Annotated in this window: 15 protein-coding genes, 1 other RNA gene and 2 pseudogenes; 14 read left to right on the top strand and 4 right to left on the bottom strand. The window is 45.4% G+C overall.

Annotated elements, in window-relative coordinates; genetic code table 11:
* Positions 1–127 precede the first annotated feature (127 nt).
* The 5 genes from DXE33_RS09825 (at position 128) to DXE33_RS05415 (ending at position 2,076) form a co-directional block, all read left to right on the top strand.
* Entirely contained in the window at positions 128–643 is a 516-nt protein-coding gene (locus tag DXE33_RS09825; protein ID WP_197712002.1) for an HD domain-containing protein, read from the top strand.
* A gap of 25 nt (positions 644–668) precedes the next feature.
* Complete coding sequence (locus tag DXE33_RS10685; protein WP_408634200.1) at positions 669–803, top strand: hypothetical protein; 135 nt, start codon at positions 669–671, stop codon at positions 801–803.
* Positions 767–997: an HD domain-containing phosphohydrolase gene (locus DXE33_RS10680; RefSeq protein ID WP_408634178.1), complete on the top strand. Its 231-nt coding sequence runs from the start codon at positions 767–769 to the stop codon at positions 995–997. The genes DXE33_RS10685 and DXE33_RS10680 overlap by 37 nt, the downstream gene beginning before the upstream one ends.
* Positions 998–1,255: 258 nt before the next feature.
* Positions 1,256–1,534, top strand: a complete 279-nt coding sequence (locus DXE33_RS05420; RefSeq protein WP_114639005.1) for a helix-turn-helix domain-containing protein — start codon at positions 1,256–1,258, stop codon at positions 1,532–1,534.
* Positions 1,531–2,076 carry a GAF domain-containing protein gene (locus DXE33_RS05415; protein ID WP_162785423.1) on the top strand — a complete coding sequence of 182 codons (546 nt, stop codon included), beginning with the start codon at positions 1,531–1,533 and terminating at the stop codon, positions 2,074–2,076. Before DXE33_RS05420 ends, DXE33_RS05415 begins: the two co-directional genes overlap by 4 nt.
* Positions 2,077–2,224: 148 nt before the next feature.
* Here DXE33_RS05415 and ssrA read toward each other — a convergent pair.
* The 4 genes and pseudogenes from ssrA to ompA form a co-directional block, all read right to left on the bottom strand.
* Positions 2,225–2,583: a transfer-messenger RNA gene (gene ssrA / locus DXE33_RS05410) on the bottom strand.
* Between the two features lie 70 nt (positions 2,584–2,653).
* Positions 2,654–3,332, bottom strand: a pseudogene (locus DXE33_RS05405) (HAD family hydrolase).
* Complete coding sequence (ubiG, locus tag DXE33_RS05400) at positions 3,329–4,018, bottom strand: bifunctional 2-polyprenyl-6-hydroxyphenol methylase/3-demethylubiquinol 3-O-methyltransferase UbiG (RefSeq protein WP_114639003.1); 690 nt, start codon at positions 4,016–4,018, stop codon at positions 3,329–3,331. The pseudogene DXE33_RS05405 and the gene ubiG overlap by 4 nt, the downstream one beginning before the upstream one ends.
* 97 nt (positions 4,019–4,115) lie before the next feature.
* Positions 4,116–4,685, bottom strand: a complete 570-nt coding sequence (gene ompA, locus DXE33_RS05395; RefSeq protein ID WP_114639002.1) for an outer membrane protein OmpA — start codon at positions 4,683–4,685, stop codon at positions 4,116–4,118.
* A 159-nt stretch (positions 4,686–4,844) separates the two neighbouring features.
* On the opposite strand from ompA, the gene gyrA reads away from it, so the two are divergent.
* The 9 genes and pseudogenes from gyrA to DXE33_RS05350 all read left to right on the top strand — a co-directional run.
* A complete protein-coding gene (gyrA, locus tag DXE33_RS05390) occupies positions 4,845–7,568 on the top strand; it encodes a DNA gyrase subunit A (protein WP_114639001.1) in 2,724 nt (907 codons plus the stop codon).
* Between the two features lie 33 nt (positions 7,569–7,601).
* Positions 7,602–8,699: a 3-phosphoserine/phosphohydroxythreonine transaminase gene (gene serC, locus DXE33_RS05385; protein WP_114639000.1), complete on the top strand. Its 1,098-nt coding sequence runs from the start codon at positions 7,602–7,604 to the stop codon at positions 8,697–8,699.
* Positions 8,699–9,778, top strand: a complete 1,080-nt coding sequence (gene pheA / locus DXE33_RS05380; protein ID WP_114638999.1) for a prephenate dehydratase — start codon at positions 8,699–8,701, stop codon at positions 9,776–9,778. Before serC ends, pheA begins: the two co-directional genes overlap by 1 nt.
* Positions 9,779–9,830: 52 nt before the next feature.
* Complete coding sequence (hisC, locus tag DXE33_RS05375) at positions 9,831–10,955, top strand: histidinol-phosphate transaminase (RefSeq protein WP_114638998.1); 1,125 nt, start codon at positions 9,831–9,833, stop codon at positions 10,953–10,955.
* Positions 10,956–10,965: 10 nt separating this feature from the next.
* Positions 10,966–11,829, top strand: coding sequence for a prephenate dehydrogenase (locus DXE33_RS05370; RefSeq protein WP_114638997.1), 864 nt, complete (start codon positions 10,966–10,968; stop codon positions 11,827–11,829).
* 26 nt (positions 11,830–11,855) lie between these two features.
* Positions 11,856–13,175, top strand: a complete 1,320-nt coding sequence (aroA, locus tag DXE33_RS05365) for a 3-phosphoshikimate 1-carboxyvinyltransferase (RefSeq protein WP_114639731.1) — start codon at positions 11,856–11,858, stop codon at positions 13,173–13,175.
* 14 nt (positions 13,176–13,189) lie between these two features.
* Positions 13,190–13,852, top strand: a complete 663-nt coding sequence (cmk, locus tag DXE33_RS05360; RefSeq protein WP_114638996.1) for a (d)CMP kinase — start codon at positions 13,190–13,192, stop codon at positions 13,850–13,852.
* Positions 13,853–13,989: 137 nt separating this feature from the next.
* Positions 13,990–15,663, top strand: coding sequence for a 30S ribosomal protein S1 (gene rpsA / locus DXE33_RS05355; protein ID WP_114638995.1), 1,674 nt, complete (start codon positions 13,990–13,992; stop codon positions 15,661–15,663).
* Positions 15,664–15,715: 52 nt separating this feature from the next.
* A pseudogene (locus DXE33_RS05350) lies at positions 15,716–16,054 on the top strand (integration host factor subunit beta); the annotation flags it as partial.
* Between the last annotated feature and the right edge of the window lie 20 nt (positions 16,055–16,074).

Below are 16,074 nucleotides of genomic sequence, written 5' to 3'. Positions count from 1 at the left end.
AAGTTTAATTATCGAATTTATCAGTAGATTTAAATAGCAGTTTAGAATTTTCCAATTCCTCCTCTTTTTACTAAAATCCGAACCGCTAATTTGGGGCATATGATCATTGCTTCGGCAGAACGAATTTGTGATTTCTGTTGAAATTGTTGAATTAGTAGGAGTTCTGATGGCGGTAAAGTTAAATCCAATTAAGCGTCTAAATTATGTGCTTATTGCTAGCATTATCCTTGGCGAAGCGCTGATCATGCTAATCCTAAGAAATCTAGAGAGCATGCCTTTTCTGCTTAATATGCTTCTTGATGTAATCATGCTCTCAATAATTACTATTCCAGTCGTATGGTGGACTGTAACTAAGCTAATGAATAGTTATCTTGATACGATTACAGAACGTGAAAATCAGATGCTCTCGGCTCTCAATGCCCTAGCTACAGCAAAAGATAATGAAACAGGAAGTCACATTATTCGGACGCAAAAGTATGTAAGAGTCCTTGCGACTCGTTTAAGAAATATGGGCTATCACGTAGAACTTTTAACTGATGCTCAGATTGATAAACTTGTGCAAGTCGCACCACTACATGACTTGGGGAAGGTGGGTATTCCAGACCATATCCTAAAAAAAAGAAGGGCGCTTAACAGAGGATGAGCGTCGATTGATTTATACTCATGCCATGATTGGCGAGTCAATTTTATCGACCGCAAAATCGGAGGACGCTGAGTCAGATTTGATTCCAACCGCTATAAAAGTTGCAGGAGCTCATCACGAAAAGTGGAATGGGTCCGGCTATCCTCGGGGCTTAAGTTAAGTCATGAGGATATACCGCTAGAAGCAAGGATTATGAGTGTGGCAGATGTGTTCGATGCTCTCATTAGCGATAGGTCATATAAAAAAGCTGGAGTCTTGAAGAAGCCTCATCTGAGATTATCAAGAATAGCGGGATTGCATTTGATCCAAATCAAAAAGCCTTGTAGATCTAAAAGATCTGATTATCTAAAATAGTGCTTATAAAGATTATTGATTAAATATACCTTCATTAAGGCGCCTAAATACTAATTCATGTCTGAAGACAAATTTACGCAAGGCCGATGAAAAGTTAATATTAAATGCGAGGTTGTTTTGTTGGGGTTAACTAATGTCTTCTAAATTAAATTCAGTACTTCGTTTTGTAAAATTAAAACAGTACTACGATCTATTCGTTGTCTATTCGTTGGTAGGAAAAAATTAGACTGCATTTCCGAAGGCTTGCTTGAGAAGATAATGCTCAATTGGAGCGAAGATCTTTTGGTGTCAGTAGGTGACTTAATTGCTTCAAATAGTGAATTAGGTTCTCAATCTACACTCCAGCATCACATACGAGGTTTATTTGAACTTGGTCTTATTAACTATCAGGATAGCGAGGACCGTCGTGTCAAGTTACCAGTCCCTTCTGCTAAGACAGTTAAGTATTACGAAGGTATTACGAAGAACTTTCTTTCTATCTACAAAAATGTTTTGAAGATCCCAGTTTTGATCACAATGATCCAAAAGCTATTTTGATTGCATCAGACCTTCTAAGTCAGGCCTATCTTGAGGCGCAAAGAAGTGCAATTACTGCTTTTGCTGATGCCGAGAAAGTCGTAGAGGTTGGCAAGTCGTTTAGAGAAATTGCAGAAGGCGTTTGTCATGCTATCGCCTCTCAGGATTTATATATTTGCGTTTATGTCGGACTCTTAACTACTGAATTTAATAAATCGCTGCAAATGGTGGCGGTTGATGGAGAGGCAAAAGGCTATGGCAAGTCGTTATCTTTGAGTTGGGACCCTAATAGCGTTTATGGATCTGGTCCAACGGGCATTGCACTTCGATCTGGAGAGCCTGTCGTAATGTCTGATACGGAAATGGCGTCTAACTTTGGTCCTTGGGTTTCAAATGCAAGATTATTTGGTATCAGAAGTAGCCTTTCCGTGCCTTTAGTAGCCGATGGCAAAAACATTGGCATTCTCATAGTCTATTCAAAAGAACCCTCATCTTTTGGCCCATCTGAAATCTTTATCTTTAAGAAGTTGGCTAAAAAGTTGGCTGGAGCTGTAAATCTGTAATGCCTTCAACATTGTCAGGGATTTGGTTTCCAAAAGCTGTCCAAAAGCTGTCTAACTAGGGCAAAAACAGGCTTTTTTTTAAAAAGATATTTTTGAAAGTTTAAAAAATAGAAATCCCTTAAAAATCAAGGGCTTCTATTTTCTAATATGGTGGAGTCGGCGGGAATCGAACCCGCGTCCGCAAATCCTCCACAGCAAGTTCTACATACTTAGTCATATCATTTAATTTAGCCAGCTAGTCACAGATTGACATGTTCCACGCTGACGATTCACTCAGTTTTCGTACCAATCCTCGTGACGCGAAATGGTCTTATCTCTTGTAAATGACCCTGATGTAGCTTACGCTACCTGACCCAAGAGAGAATCAGTTCAGGGGCAACCGCAATTAAGCGGCTAGTGCGTAACGTTCGTCGTTAGCAGTTATTACATTCCCATTGATTTACGAGATAACGGGTCCTCGGTATGCCCTTGATGCTTTGTAATCCACGTCGAAACCATGTCGACCCCAGAGTTTATGCATAAGAGGTTCTATTTTAAGGCTGATGGCCAGCAATTGCTGATATCTTTTGGCTTATCCCTACTTTGGGAAGATAATTTCTAGCAAATCGAGTGGGCTATTAATGAGGAAATCCGCGCCCCAAGCTTCTGGAGGCTCTTTGCAGCCGCAATAGCCATAAGCTGCTGCAACCGTTTTCATACCTGCTGCCTTGCCAGCAATGACGTCTCTAATATCGTCGCCAACATATAGCGATTTTGTAGGATCAATTTTGGCGATTTTGGCCGCGTGTAAGATGGGCTCAGGGTGTGGCTTGGAGTGTGGGGTAGTGTCACCAGAAACGGTTGAAATAGCTCTTTGGCTCAGACCCATGAGTTCAGTGAGGGGTTTTGGTAAAGCGCTCGCTTTTGTTCGTTACGATGCCCCAAGGAAGGCTGGCATGCTCCATTTGCTGGAGGAGATGTTCCATGTCGTCAAATAATTTGCTCTCCACTAGCAGGGCTTTTTCGTAATTAGCGAAAAATTCATCCCGCAAGGCGATGAAACTCGGGTGATCCGCACCGATTCCAAAGGCGCCTTCCAGTAAGCCACGCGCCCCTGCCGATGCATAGGGCCTCAAAAATTCATAGGGCTTGGGCAATAAGTTACGTGCTGTCAGGAGCTTATTGGTAGCCGCTACCAGGTCTGGGGCGGTATCCGCTAGAGTGCCATCCAGATCAAAGAACACCCCATCATACGGACTTTGCAAACCCTGATTCATTTGCGCACTGCGATCATGTAATTTACGTCGACAGCGTCACTCAGGCTGTAGATCTGAGTAAACGGGTTGTAGTTCAGGCCCTTCATGCCAATCATCTCTAAACCAGCATGTCGTGTGAAAGCCGCTAATTCAGAGGGCTTAATGAATTTGGTGTATTCGTGAGTGCCCTTAGGGAGTAGTTTAAGTATGTACTCTGCGCCAATAATCGCAAATAAGTAGGACTTGGGGCTGCGATTTAAAGTGCTAAAAAACAATGTGCCACCAGGTTTGCATAATTTTGCACAGGCTCGAACAACTGAGGCTGGATCTGGAACATGCTCCAACATTTCCATGCAAGTCACCACATCGTATTGCTCAGACTGTTCGTCTGCCAATGCTTCTGCTGAGATGGATCTGTAGGTGAGATTTGCACCAACTTCCAATGCATGTAACTCTGCAACCTTCAGTGCTTTTTCAGATAAATCAATGCCAGTGGTATCTGCGCCTGATCGGGAAAGGGATTCTGCCAAGATGCCACCACCACAACCAATATCAATCACTTTCTTGCCCTCTAAATTGACAAAGGATTTAATCCAATTGAGTCTCAAAGGATTGATGGCATGCAGCGGCTTGAATTCGCTATTGGGGTCCCACCAACGATGGGCTAGGGCGCTAAATTTGGCGATTTCAGATTGATCAACGTTCATATATTTACTTTGGTGGCGCAGTTCTGTAGGGCTAAGTGTGAATATAGCGGAAATAAAAAAGCCCGCTAGAAGCGGGCTTTTTTACAAGTAAAAAGAATTACTTAGCTGTACCAACAACTTCGATGTCTGTACGGCGGTTCTTAGCGCGGCCTTCAGCAGTTGCGTTTGATGCAACTGGATTGCTCTTGCCTTTTGATTCTGTGTAGATGCTGCTATCGTCAACACCCTTGCTTACGAGGTATGTCTTAACAGATTGTGCACGACGCTGACCGAGGGCCATGTTGTATGCATCAGTACCGATGCTGTCTGTGTTACCAACAGCGATGATTACTTCTAATTTGATTTTGTGCAAATCAGCAGCGATCTTGTCTAAAGTAGCTTTGCCTTCTGGTTTTAAGTCAGACTTGTTGAAATCATAAAGAGTATCAGCTTGCAAAGTGATTTTGCTTTGGCTAACACCAGCAGCAGCAGGAGCTGCAGTCAATGCACCATCACAACCCTTAGCTGCAGTAGCAGGTGTCCAGTTGTTATCACGCCAGCACAATGTGCCGTCGCCGTTTTTCCAGTTAAGGGCGCCGTCGCCGTTTTGCCAGTTATCAGAAGCCATTGCTGCAGATGCAGAAACGGTAATAACAGAAGCGAGCAATACTTTTAGGGTTTTGTTCATTTTTAGTCCTCAAAAATCTCTTTTTTAATTAAAGTCAAACTTAAATGTAATTCGCCCTACCTTGAAACAAATACTGCAAAGCGACACATCTCAATTTCGTACAAACTGACAGAATCTTAGCATAGGGCTCCTCAGTCATCAAAATGATATTATTTCTAGATGGAACAAGCCGCTAAAGAAACACTACCAATATCCCTTGAAGACGAAATGCGGCGGTCCTATTTGGACTACGCAATGAGCGTCATCGTCGGCAGAGCCCTGCCAGACGTGCGTGACGGCCTCAAACCGGTTCACCGCCGGGTCTTATTTGCGATGTATGAATTAAACAACGATTGGAACCGAGCTTACAAAAAATCTGCCCGTATAGTTGGCGATGTAATCGGTAAATACCACCCCCATGGCGATTCTGCTGTGTATGACACGATCGTTCGTATGGCCCAGGATTTCTCTTTGTGCTATATGCTGGTTGATGGGCAGGGTAACTTTGGCTCTGTAGACGGCGATAACGCTGCTGCAATGCGGTATACGGAGATCCGTCTGCGCAAAATAGCCCATGAGCTATTGGCCGATTTAGATAAGGAAACGGTTGATTTTGGGCCAAATTATGACGGTAGCGAGAAAGAGCCCCTGATTCTGCCTGCCAAGGTGCCTAATTTGCTCATTAACGGCAGTTCTGGCATTGCGGTGGGTATGGCAACCAATATCCCCCCTCACAACCTGGATGAGGTGGTTTCGGCCTGTTTGCACGTTCTGCACAACCCAGATTGCTCCATTGACGAGCTGATTGAGATCATTCCAGCCCCTGATTTCCCTACTGCCGGCATTATTTATGGCGTTCAAGGGGTTCGCGAGGGCTATCGCACTGGTCGTGGCAGGGTCGTTATGCGGGCTAAAACCCACTTTGAAGACCTCGATAAAGGTGCTCGTCAGGCCATTATCGTTGATGAGTTGCCCTATCAAGTGAATAAAAAGAACCTTCTCGAGCGTATTGCCGAGTTGGTCAATGAAAAGAAAATTGAAGGTATCTTGGATTTGCGTGACGAGTCGGATAAATCCGGCATGCGCGTTGTCATTGAGCTCAAGCGCGGTGAAGTGCCTGAAGTTGTTCTCAATAATTTGTATAAGAGTACTCAGTTACAAGATAACTTCGGCATGAACATGGTGGCATTGGTAGATAACCAGCCACGCTTGTTGAACTTGAAGCAAATGCTAGAGTACTTCTTGCAGCATCGTCGCGAAGTGGTGACACGTCGCACGATTTTTGAATTACGTAAAGCGCGTGAACGTGGTCACGTCTTAGAAGGTTTGGCAGTTGCACTGGCCAATATCGATGAGTTCATCGCGATAATTAAAGCTGCTGCTAATCCAGTCATCGCTAAACAAGAGTTGATGGGTAAAGCATGGGATTCATCGATGGTGCGTGAGATGTTGGCACGTGCTGAGACCGAGACTCCTGGTAGCCGAAACGCCTATCGACCTGAAGGTTTGTTGTCTGAATTTGGTATGCAAACTACTGGTTTGTATCGTCTTTCAGATAGTCAAGCGCAAGAGATTTTGCAAATGCGCTTACAGCGTTTGACTGGTCTTGAGCAAGATAAGATTGTTAACGAGTACAAAGAAGTGATGGCAGAAATTTCTGACTTGCTTGACTTGTTAGCAAAACCTGAACGCGTCACACAAGTGATTGAGAACGAACTCAAAGAAGTTCAGTCTGAATTTGGTGCAACAGGAAGTGATAACGGTCGTCGTTCATTTATTGAAATGAATGCAACCGAACTCTTCACGGAAGATTTAATTACGCCGCAAGATATGGTGGTCACGCTTTCTCACACTGGTTATATGAAGAGCCAGCCATTAAGCGAATATCGTGCACAAAAACGTGGTGGTCGCGGCAAGCAAGCTGCTGCAACCAAAGATGAAGATTGGATTGATACCTTATTTGTAGCCAATACCCACGATACGATTCTTTGCTTCTCTGATCGTGGTCGCATGTACTGGCTCAAGGTCTGGGAAGTTCCCCAAGGAAGCCGTACTTCCCGAGGCAAGCCAATCGTGAATATGTTCCCGTTGATTGAGGATGAGAAAATCACTGTAATTCTCCCGATCAAGGGTTACCAAGATGATCATTACGTCTTTATGGCTACTAGCTTGGGTACTGTGAAGAAGACTCGTTTGTCTGATTTCTCTAACCCACGTAAGGCCGGCATCATTGCGGTTGATCTCAATGAAAATGACTTCTTAGTAGGCGCGGCAATTACCGATGGCCAACACGATGTGATGTTGTTTTCTGATGCTGGTAAGGCAGTGCGCTTTGATGAAAACGATGTTCGCCCAATGGGTCGTACTGCGCGTGGTGTGCGTGGTATGAATCTTGGTGATGGTCATCAAGTGATTGCAATGTTGGTTGCTCCTGCTGAAGCTGCAGAGGGGTCTGTTGCCGCTGAGGCTGCAGTAGCTGATGTAGATGGCGGATCCATTCCAAGTAGCGTATTAACCGCCACTGAAAATGGTTACGGTAAGCGCACACCAATCGCTGAATACACTCGTCATGGTCGTGGCACAAAGGGCATGATCGCGATTCAGACCTCGGAGCGAAATGGCAAAGTGGTTGCCGCTGCCTTGGTTTCGCCGGAAGATCAAATTATGTTGATCACTACTGGCGGTGTTCTAGTGCGCACGCGCGTTTCAGAGATTCGAGAGATGGGACGTGCCACACAAGGCGTTACTTTGATTAACGTTGATGAAGGTACTCGCTTGTCTGGCTTGCAGCGTATTGCAGAGAGTGATTCTGATGACGAGGGCGATACCGATGAGGTAGAGGATTCAGATGTATCTGCCGATCCAGCAACGGATTCTAATTCTGATGCGGCAGGTGACGCGTAAGGCGTCACCGTAGAAAAAGCGACTAGTTAAATCATGACTTTTGACCGCCGCATCTTTAATTTCGCAGCGGGGCCTGCTACTTTGCCTGAAGAGGTGTTGAAACAGGCGGCTGATGAAATGCTTAATTGGCGTGGACTTGGTACTAGCGTGATGGAGATTAGCCATCGCAGCAAAGAATTCATGGAAGTGTATGAAGAAACTTTAAAAGATCTTCGCGCTCTCATGAATATTCCTGAGACCTATGAAATCTTGCTTTTACAAGGTGGCGGCCTTGGTCAAAATGCGGCTATTCCGATGAATCTTATGCCTTTGGCCAAGAATGGCCCTAGGGCAGATTTTTTGGTGACTGGAGTTTGGTCTGAAAAGTCATTTAAGGAAGCGCAGAAATATGGCAACGCTCATTTAGCGGCGTCTTCTGCAACTGAAAAATTCAATACGATTCCAGCCAGATCGACTTGGCAGTTATCCAGCGATGCAGCGTATGTTCACTATTGCGCTAATGAAACGATTGGTGGCGTGGAGTTTCCAGATGTTCCAGATGTGGGTGACACTCCGCTAGTAGCTGATATTTCAAGCAACATTCTTTCTAAAGAAATAGATGTCAGCAAGTGCGCCGTTTGGTTTGGTGGTGCCCAAAAAAATATTGGCCCATCTGGCGTAACAATCGTGATTGTGCGCAAGGACTTGCTTGGTCATAGCATGGTTATTACGCCTACCATTTGGGATTGGTCTGTGCAGGCAAATACGCAGTCAATGATTAATACCCCGCCAACTTTTTCAATCTATATGGCTGGTCTTGGATTTAAGTGGTTGTTAAAACAAGGTGGCGTAAAAGCAATTGAAAAGCGCAATCAAGAAAAAGCGAATTTGCTCTACAACTTCTTAGATCAGAGTAGTTTGTATGAAAATCGAGTCACTAAAGAATATCGCTCGCGGATGAATGTGACTTTCTTCTTAAAAGATGAGAACCTCAATGCAGAGTTCTTGACTCAATCAAACGCTGCTGGTTTAGTGGCATTGCGTGGTCATAAGGCTGCAGGTGGCATGCGTGCCAGTATTTACAATGCAATGCCTATTGAAGGCGTCAAAGCTTTGGTGGAATTTATGCGTGATTTTGAAAGGCGGGCTTAATGAGTACTGAAGAGCAGCGCCTAGCGCCCATTCGCGACAAGATCGATTCCTTAGATGCGCAAATATTAGATTTGTTGACCCAGCGCGCCAAAGCAGCGCAAGAAGTGGGTCACATTAAGGGTGATTTCTTATCTCCTGTTTTCCGTCCGGAACGTGAACGCCAAGTGGTTGCCCGTCTCCAAGAAATTAACAAAGGCCCATTATTGCCAGATGGGATTGCCGCAATTTGGCGTGAAGTGATGTCCGCTTGCAGAGCCTTGGAGGCGCGTCAAACCATTGCTTTTCTTGGGCCAGCGGGAACATTTTCTGAACAAGCGGCACAAACCTATTTTGGTCATTCGATTGCAGGTTTGCCTTGCGCAAGTCTTGATGAGGTATTTAAGGCGGTAGAAAAGGGTGCGGCGCAATTTGGCGTGGTGCCGGTTGAAAACTCAAGCGAGGGCGCCATCTCGCGGACTTTAGATTTACTCTTGGATTCGTCGATGCGTATTAGTGGCGAAGTGGTCCTCCCAATTCGACATCATCTCCTAACCAAGAGCGGTAATTTGGATGGTGTCACCACTGTTTGCGCGCATGCTCAAGCACTTGCGCAATGTCAGCAATGGTTAAGTGTTCATGCCCCACAACTCAAGCGTCAGGCTGTCAGTAGCAATGCTGAAGCTGCTCGCTTAGCAGCCAATGACCCAAGTTTGGCGGCTATTGCTGGAGATCCAGCGCAAGAAGCTTATGGTTTGCAAGCAGTGGCGGCACAAATTCAGGATGATCCACACAACCGAACACGTTTTGTGGTGGTGGGTAACTATGCGTGTTCACCCACTGGTAAAGATCAAACTTCTTTGGTGCTTTCTGTGGATAACCAACCGGGAGCAGTACATCGTTTGTTAGCGCCGCTGGCTAAGCATGGTGTCTCGATGAATCGCTTTGAATCTCGTCCCGCTCGAAAAGGCACTTGGGAATATCATTTTTATATTGATATTGCAGGTCATGCAGATGATGTAAGGCTGGTGAAGGCTTTGGAAGAGTTAAAAGAAGTCGCTGCGTTTTATAAAAACCTAGGCTCTTATCCTCACTCTGCTTGAACAATTAAAGCAATTTTCCAGATTATTTATTTCATAGATCAGTAAAGCTCGCATGACCTCTAAGATTGGTTTAAAACATATTCATGCCATTGCGCCTTACGTCGGCGGTCGCCCGATTAGTGAAGTTGCGCGCGAATATGGTTTAGACGAGAGCAAAATTGTGAAGCTGGCTTCCAATGAAAATCCATTGGGTATGCCTAAGTCTGCACAAGAGGCGATGATTAAAGCGGCTAGTGATTTGGGTCGCTATCCAGATTCCAATGGTTTTGAATTGAAAAAAGTATTGGCAGAGCGCTTAGGGGTGCCAGCAGACTGGATCACCTTAGGAAATGGCAGTAATGACATTTTGGAGTTGGCTGCACGCGCAGTTGCCCACGCTGATGATGAAGTGATTTTTTCTAAACATGCCTTTGCCGTTTATCCGCTTGCTACGCAGGCGGTTGGCGCAAAGGCTATTGAAGTCTCTGCAACAGATGCTTATGGACATGATTTGCCAGCAATGCTCGAAGCTATAAAGATCTCAGGAGATAAAGCAAAGCTCGTCTTTGTGGCAAACCCCAACAATCCAACAGGAAGTTATTTGACTGCTGAAGAGATCGAAGATTTTTTAACGGCAGTCCCATCTCACGTAGTTGTCGTTTTGGATGAGGCGTACAACGAATACCTTACTCCAGAGCAGCGCTATGACGCAGTTGCTTGGGTTAAACGTTTCCCGAATATGATTTTGTCACGCAGTTTTTCGAAGGCCTATGGTCTTGCCGGCTTGCGTATTGGTTATGGTGTCGCGCAAACTCAACTAACCGATTTATTAAATCGTATTCGTCAACCCTTTAACGTTAATAGCTTGGCACAAGCCGCGGCAATTGCTGCTTTTCAAGACAAGACTTTCTTGCAGCAAGGATATGAGCTCAATCGTGCGGGTTATGAGCAGCTTACCAGTGCTTTTGATAGCTTAGGCCTCAAATACCTTCCATCTGCTGGAAACTTTGTTTTAGTAAAAGTGGGTGACGATGATCAAGCAGGTGCTCGAATAAATTTGGCCCTGCTCAAGCGCGGCATCATTGTTCGCCCAGTAGGGAACTACGGCTTGCCTCAGTGGTTGAGAATTTCTATTGGATTGCCGGGAGAGAACGCAGCATTCATCGAAGCTCTCAAGGCTATCCTGTCAGGGCACTAAGCATTAACTCATGACCATCATTAATCCATCAAGTAACTACGGCACTGTCACCATTGTGGGTGTTGGTTTGATTGGTGCATCTCTGGGTTTGGCTCTTAAGCAAGCGGGCGTTGTGAATACAGTATTGGGCGTTGGTCGTAGCAAACAAAATCTTGATCAGGCCCTCAAGATGGGAGCAATTGATGGTGTAGTGGATTTGGTAGAAGCCGCTAAGCAATCTGATGTGATTGTGCTTTGTGTTCCTGTGGCGCAAATGCGCGCAGCGTTTGAGGTGATGGAGCCTTGTTTAGAGCCTCGCACCATGATTACTGATGCCGGCAGTACAAAGGGTGATGTCATCTTGGCCGCTAAAGAGGTGTTGGGTAAAAAAGCCTGCCAATTTGTACCTGCCCACCCTATTGCGGGTGGTGCTCAGCATGGCGCTGCAGCTGCTAAAGCGGATTTATTCAAAGGCAAACAAACCATCATTTGCCCATTGCAGGAAAATTCTCCAGAGGACACTGCGCTAATCACTGGCTTTTGGGAGTCAGTTGGTTCGGAAGTGAAAAGGATTGGCGTGGTTCAGCACGATGCAATTTATGCGGCCGTTTCGCATTTACCGCATATCCTATCTTATGCTCTGATGGCTAGCGTTGTTAACTCTGAAGACGCTGAGCAAAAACTCAGTCATGTAGGTGCTGGCTTTAAAGATTTCACTCGTATTGCAGCCTCTAGTCCAGAAATGTGGCGCGATATTTGCTTAGGCAATCGCACTGCAATCTTGAAAGAGCTGGATCAATACCTGCTCATTGTTAATCACATGCGTAAATTAATTGCCGAAAATGATGGTGCTGGTTTAGAGAAATTATTTAATAAGGCGAGCAAAGCACGTTAAGATTTGGATGTTCTCTAATGAGTGGTTTGCCAGAGATTCGTGTTGGGCCATTAAAACGAGCGCAAGGCTCAATTGTTCTGCCGGGCTCTAAAAGTATTTCAAATCGCGCTTTACTCTTAGCGGCGCTTTCGAGCGGCACCACCACCTTAAAAAACCTTTTAGATGCTGACGACACTCAGGTGATGCGTAATGCGCTTTGCCAATTAGGCCTGTCAGTGACCGATCAGGCTAATCACGTTTGCGTAGTCGAAGGCTGCGGTGGTCAATTTCCAGTGCGCGATGCAGAGCTGTTTATGGGAAATGCCGGCACTGCAATTCGCCCTTTAACAGCCGCTCTAGCAATGCAGGGTGGTAACTATCGCTTGTCAGGTGTGGCTCGTATGCATGAAAGACCTATTCGAGATTTGGTCGATGGATTACGCCAAGTCGGAGCAAAAATTGATTACGAATTGCAAGAAGGTTATCCGCCTATCAAGATTTCCGCAGCAGAAATTCACATTCAAGATGTGATTCAAGTTCGCGGCGATGTTTCTAGTCAATTCCTCACGGCTTTACTCATGGCCTTGCCATTAGTGGCTAGCGAGCCAGTGTGCATCAAGGTGGTTGGTGAGCTGATTTCTCGCCCATACATTGATATCACCTTAAAGCTGATGGCGCGTTTTGGTGTTGTGGTTGAATGCCCTGATGCGCAATCATTCATCATTCCTGCAAAAATATCGGAGTCTGTATACAAGAGCCCGGGTCAATTATCAGTTGAGGGAGATGCCTCTTCAGCCTCTTACTTTCTGGCGCTTGGCGCCATTGGCAATGGTCCTGTGCGAGTTCTCGGTGTCGGCAAAGATAGTATCCAAGGAGATGTTGCATTTGCTGATGCACTGGCGTTAATGGGTGCCAACATTACTGCGGGTGAGGATTGGATTGAAGTTGCGGGCGTGAAAAATGCGAACGGCAAATTGAACGGTATTACTATTGATTGCACCGAGATTCCTGATGCAGCAATGACGCTTGCAGTAGCAGCGCTATTTGCAGAAGGACCGACTCGCTTAAATAACATTGCGAGCTGGCGCGTTAAAGAAACTGATCGTATTGTAGCGATGGCAAAAGAGTTAAAGAAAGTTGGAGCAATCGTTGAAGAAGGTGCTGACTACATTGTTGTGCAGGCGCCAGCATCACCTGCCGACTGGCAATCTCCAAGCGAAGGTATCGATACTTACGATGATCATCGTATGGCGATGTGTTTCTCGATTGCAGCATTTGGACCAAATGCATTGAAGATCAACGATCCCAACTGCGTTGCTAAAACTTTCCCGACATACTTTGCTGAATTTGCAAAAGTTGTCAGTTAATTCAAAACCATCTCATGAGTAATTATCCAGTCATCGCTATCGATGGTCCCACCGCTTCTGGCAAAGGTACCGTGGCTTCTTTAGTCGCCCAAAAACTGGGGTTTCATTATTTAGATAGTGGCGCCCTGTACCGCCTAGTCGCTTTAGCCAGCGAAAAAGAGGGGATCGACGTCAATAATGGCCCAGAGTTAGGTCTTTTGGTTCATAAGTTATTGATTTCATTTAAAAATAATCAAATTTTTCTCAATGGTGAAGAGGTTACCAACGCCATTCGTACCGAAAGTATTGGCTTGCGAGCCTCAGCACTAGCGGTTCATCCAGAAGTTAGAGCCGCATTGGTGGGTCTCCAGCATACTTTTCGTCAATCTCCTGGTTTGGTGGCTGATGGCAGGGATATGGCCAGCGTGATATTCTCAGATGCAGTTTTGAAGGTTTTTTTGACTGCAAGTGCTGCTGCCAGAGCAGAGCGACGCTATAAGCAATTGATAGCTAAGGGAATTTCTGCTAAACTAGAAGACTTGCTGCAAGATTTACAGGAACGTGATGCCCGAGACAGTAGTCGAGGTGCGGCGCCCTTAATGATTGCGGATAGTGCAAAAGTGCTTGAAACATCAGATTTGTCGATAGATCAAGCAGTTAAGACAGTTTTAGATTGGTATCAATCTGCAATTGCCTAATTTGTAAGAAGTGAGTTGTAAGAAGTTGTTTTTGGTGTCTTAAGAAACTCCACAACGCGACCTTATCTTGAGCGTGTTTCTTTAAGGCTTTTTTAATCTAACCCGTCAGGCCTTCTGGCGGCACAAAGTGAATACACATGTCTGAATCATTTGCAGAATTATTTGAAGAATCATTAACCCGATCGAATATGAAGACCGGCCAAGTTATTTCGGCTGAAGTTCTTCGCATCGACCATAACTTCGTCGTTGTTAACGCTGGCTTAAAGTCTGAGGCGTTTATTCCTGTTGAAGAATTCCATAACGACGCTGGCGAGATTGAAGTAGCTCCTGGCGATTTCGTTTCTGTCGCTATTGACGCCCTCGAAAACGGCTATGGCGACACTATCCTCTCCCGTGACAAAGCTAAGCGCTTGGCATCATGGTTGAATTTGGAGAAAGCACTCGAACAAGCTGAAATCGTTACCGGTACTGTTACTGGTAAGGTTAAAGGTGGCTTGACTGTCATGGTTAACGGTATCCGCGCATTCTTGCCTGGATCACTAGTTGATACTCGCCCAATCAAGGACACCAGCCCTTACGAAGGTAAGACTATGGAGTTCAAGGTGATCAAGCTTGACCGTAAGCGTAACAACGTAGTGTTGTCACGTCGTGCAGTGGTCGAGGCTAGCCAAGGTGAAGAGCGTGCTAAGTTGATGTCTAACTTGAAAGAAGGCGCTGTTGTTACTGGCCTCGTTAAGAACATTACTGACTACGGCGCATTCGTTGATCTCGGTGGTATCGATGGCCTCTTGCACATCACTGACTTGGCATGGCGTCGTGTGCGTCACCCAAGCGAGATGTTGACTGTTGGTCAAGAAGTAACTGCAAAGATTTTGAAGTTCGATCAAGAGAAAAACCGCGTTTCACTCGGCGTGAAACAACTCGGTGATGATCCATGGGTTGGTATCGCTCGCCGTTACCCGCCAAACACCCGTTTATTCGGCAAAGTAACTAACCTCACAGATTACGGCGCATTCGTTGAAATCGAATCTGGTATCGAAGGTTTGGTGCACGTTTCTGAAATGGACTGGACAAACAAGAACGTTGCTCCAAGCAAAGCAACTGCATTGGGCACCGAAGTTGAAGTCATGGTTCTCGATATCGATGAAGACAAGCGTCGTATTAGCTTGGGTATCAAACAGTGCAAAGCAAATCCTTGGGAAGAGTTTGCACGTTCACAACAAAAAGGCGATAAGTTGTCTGGCGCCATTAAGTCTATTACTGACTTTGGTGTGTTCATCGGCTTGCCTGGTGGTATCGACGGTTTAGTTCACCTCTCAGATCTCTCATGGAATGAGCCGGGCGAAGAAGCTGTTAAGAAATACAAAAAAGGTGATGAAGTTGAAGCTACGGTATTGGCAATTGATGTTGAGAAAGAGCGTATCTCGCTTGGTATCAAGCAATTGTCTGGCGACCCATTCAATAACTACACATCCGTTAACGACAAAGGTGCTTTAGTTACCGGCACTGTGAAGGCTGTTGATGCTAAGGGTGCAACTATTCACTTAGCCGATGAAGTTGAAGCATACTTGCGCGCCTCTGAAATCTCAACCGATCGCGTTGAAGATGCGCGCAATGTATTGAAAGAAGGCGATAGCGTAACTGCCATGATCATTAATATTGATCGTAAGTCACGCGCAATTAATCTTTCAATCAAAGCAAAAGATAGCTCTGATCAACAAGATGCAATGAGCAAGCTCCAAGGTGATGCGCAGTCTGGCACAACCAATTTGGGTGCTTTGTTAAAGGCAAAATTGGATAATCAAGGCTAAATCAATATCGCCACCCTCTTTTTGAGGGTGGCGGTTTTTTTATTGATAGATCATGACAGATCAAGAGCAACAAGCAATTACTCGCTCCGAACTCGTGGAGAGCCTCGCGGAACAGTTTCCGCAGCTTCTACCGAGAGATGTAGAGTTAGCTGTTAAAACATTGCTAGACACAATGACTCAGGCTTTAGCTGAGGGAAAGCGTATTGAGTTGCGCGGGGTTGGTAGTTTTGTGCTCCATCATCGTCCTGCCCATACTGGCCGCAATCCAAAGTCTGGTGAAAAAGTATTAATTCCTGAAAAACGCGTGCCCCACTTTAAGCCTGGCAAAGAGTTACGTGAGCGTGTTGATTACAAGCCTTTGAAACAGGCGGGCCCTAAAGAGGGTTCTGGTGCCTAGCATTCAGGCTCTTC

The organism is Polynucleobacter necessarius, from assembly GCF_900096765.1.
GTDB lineage: Bacteria > Pseudomonadota > Gammaproteobacteria > Burkholderiales > Burkholderiaceae > Polynucleobacter > Polynucleobacter necessarius_F.
This window is presented reverse-complemented; position numbering and strand designations above follow the sequence as displayed.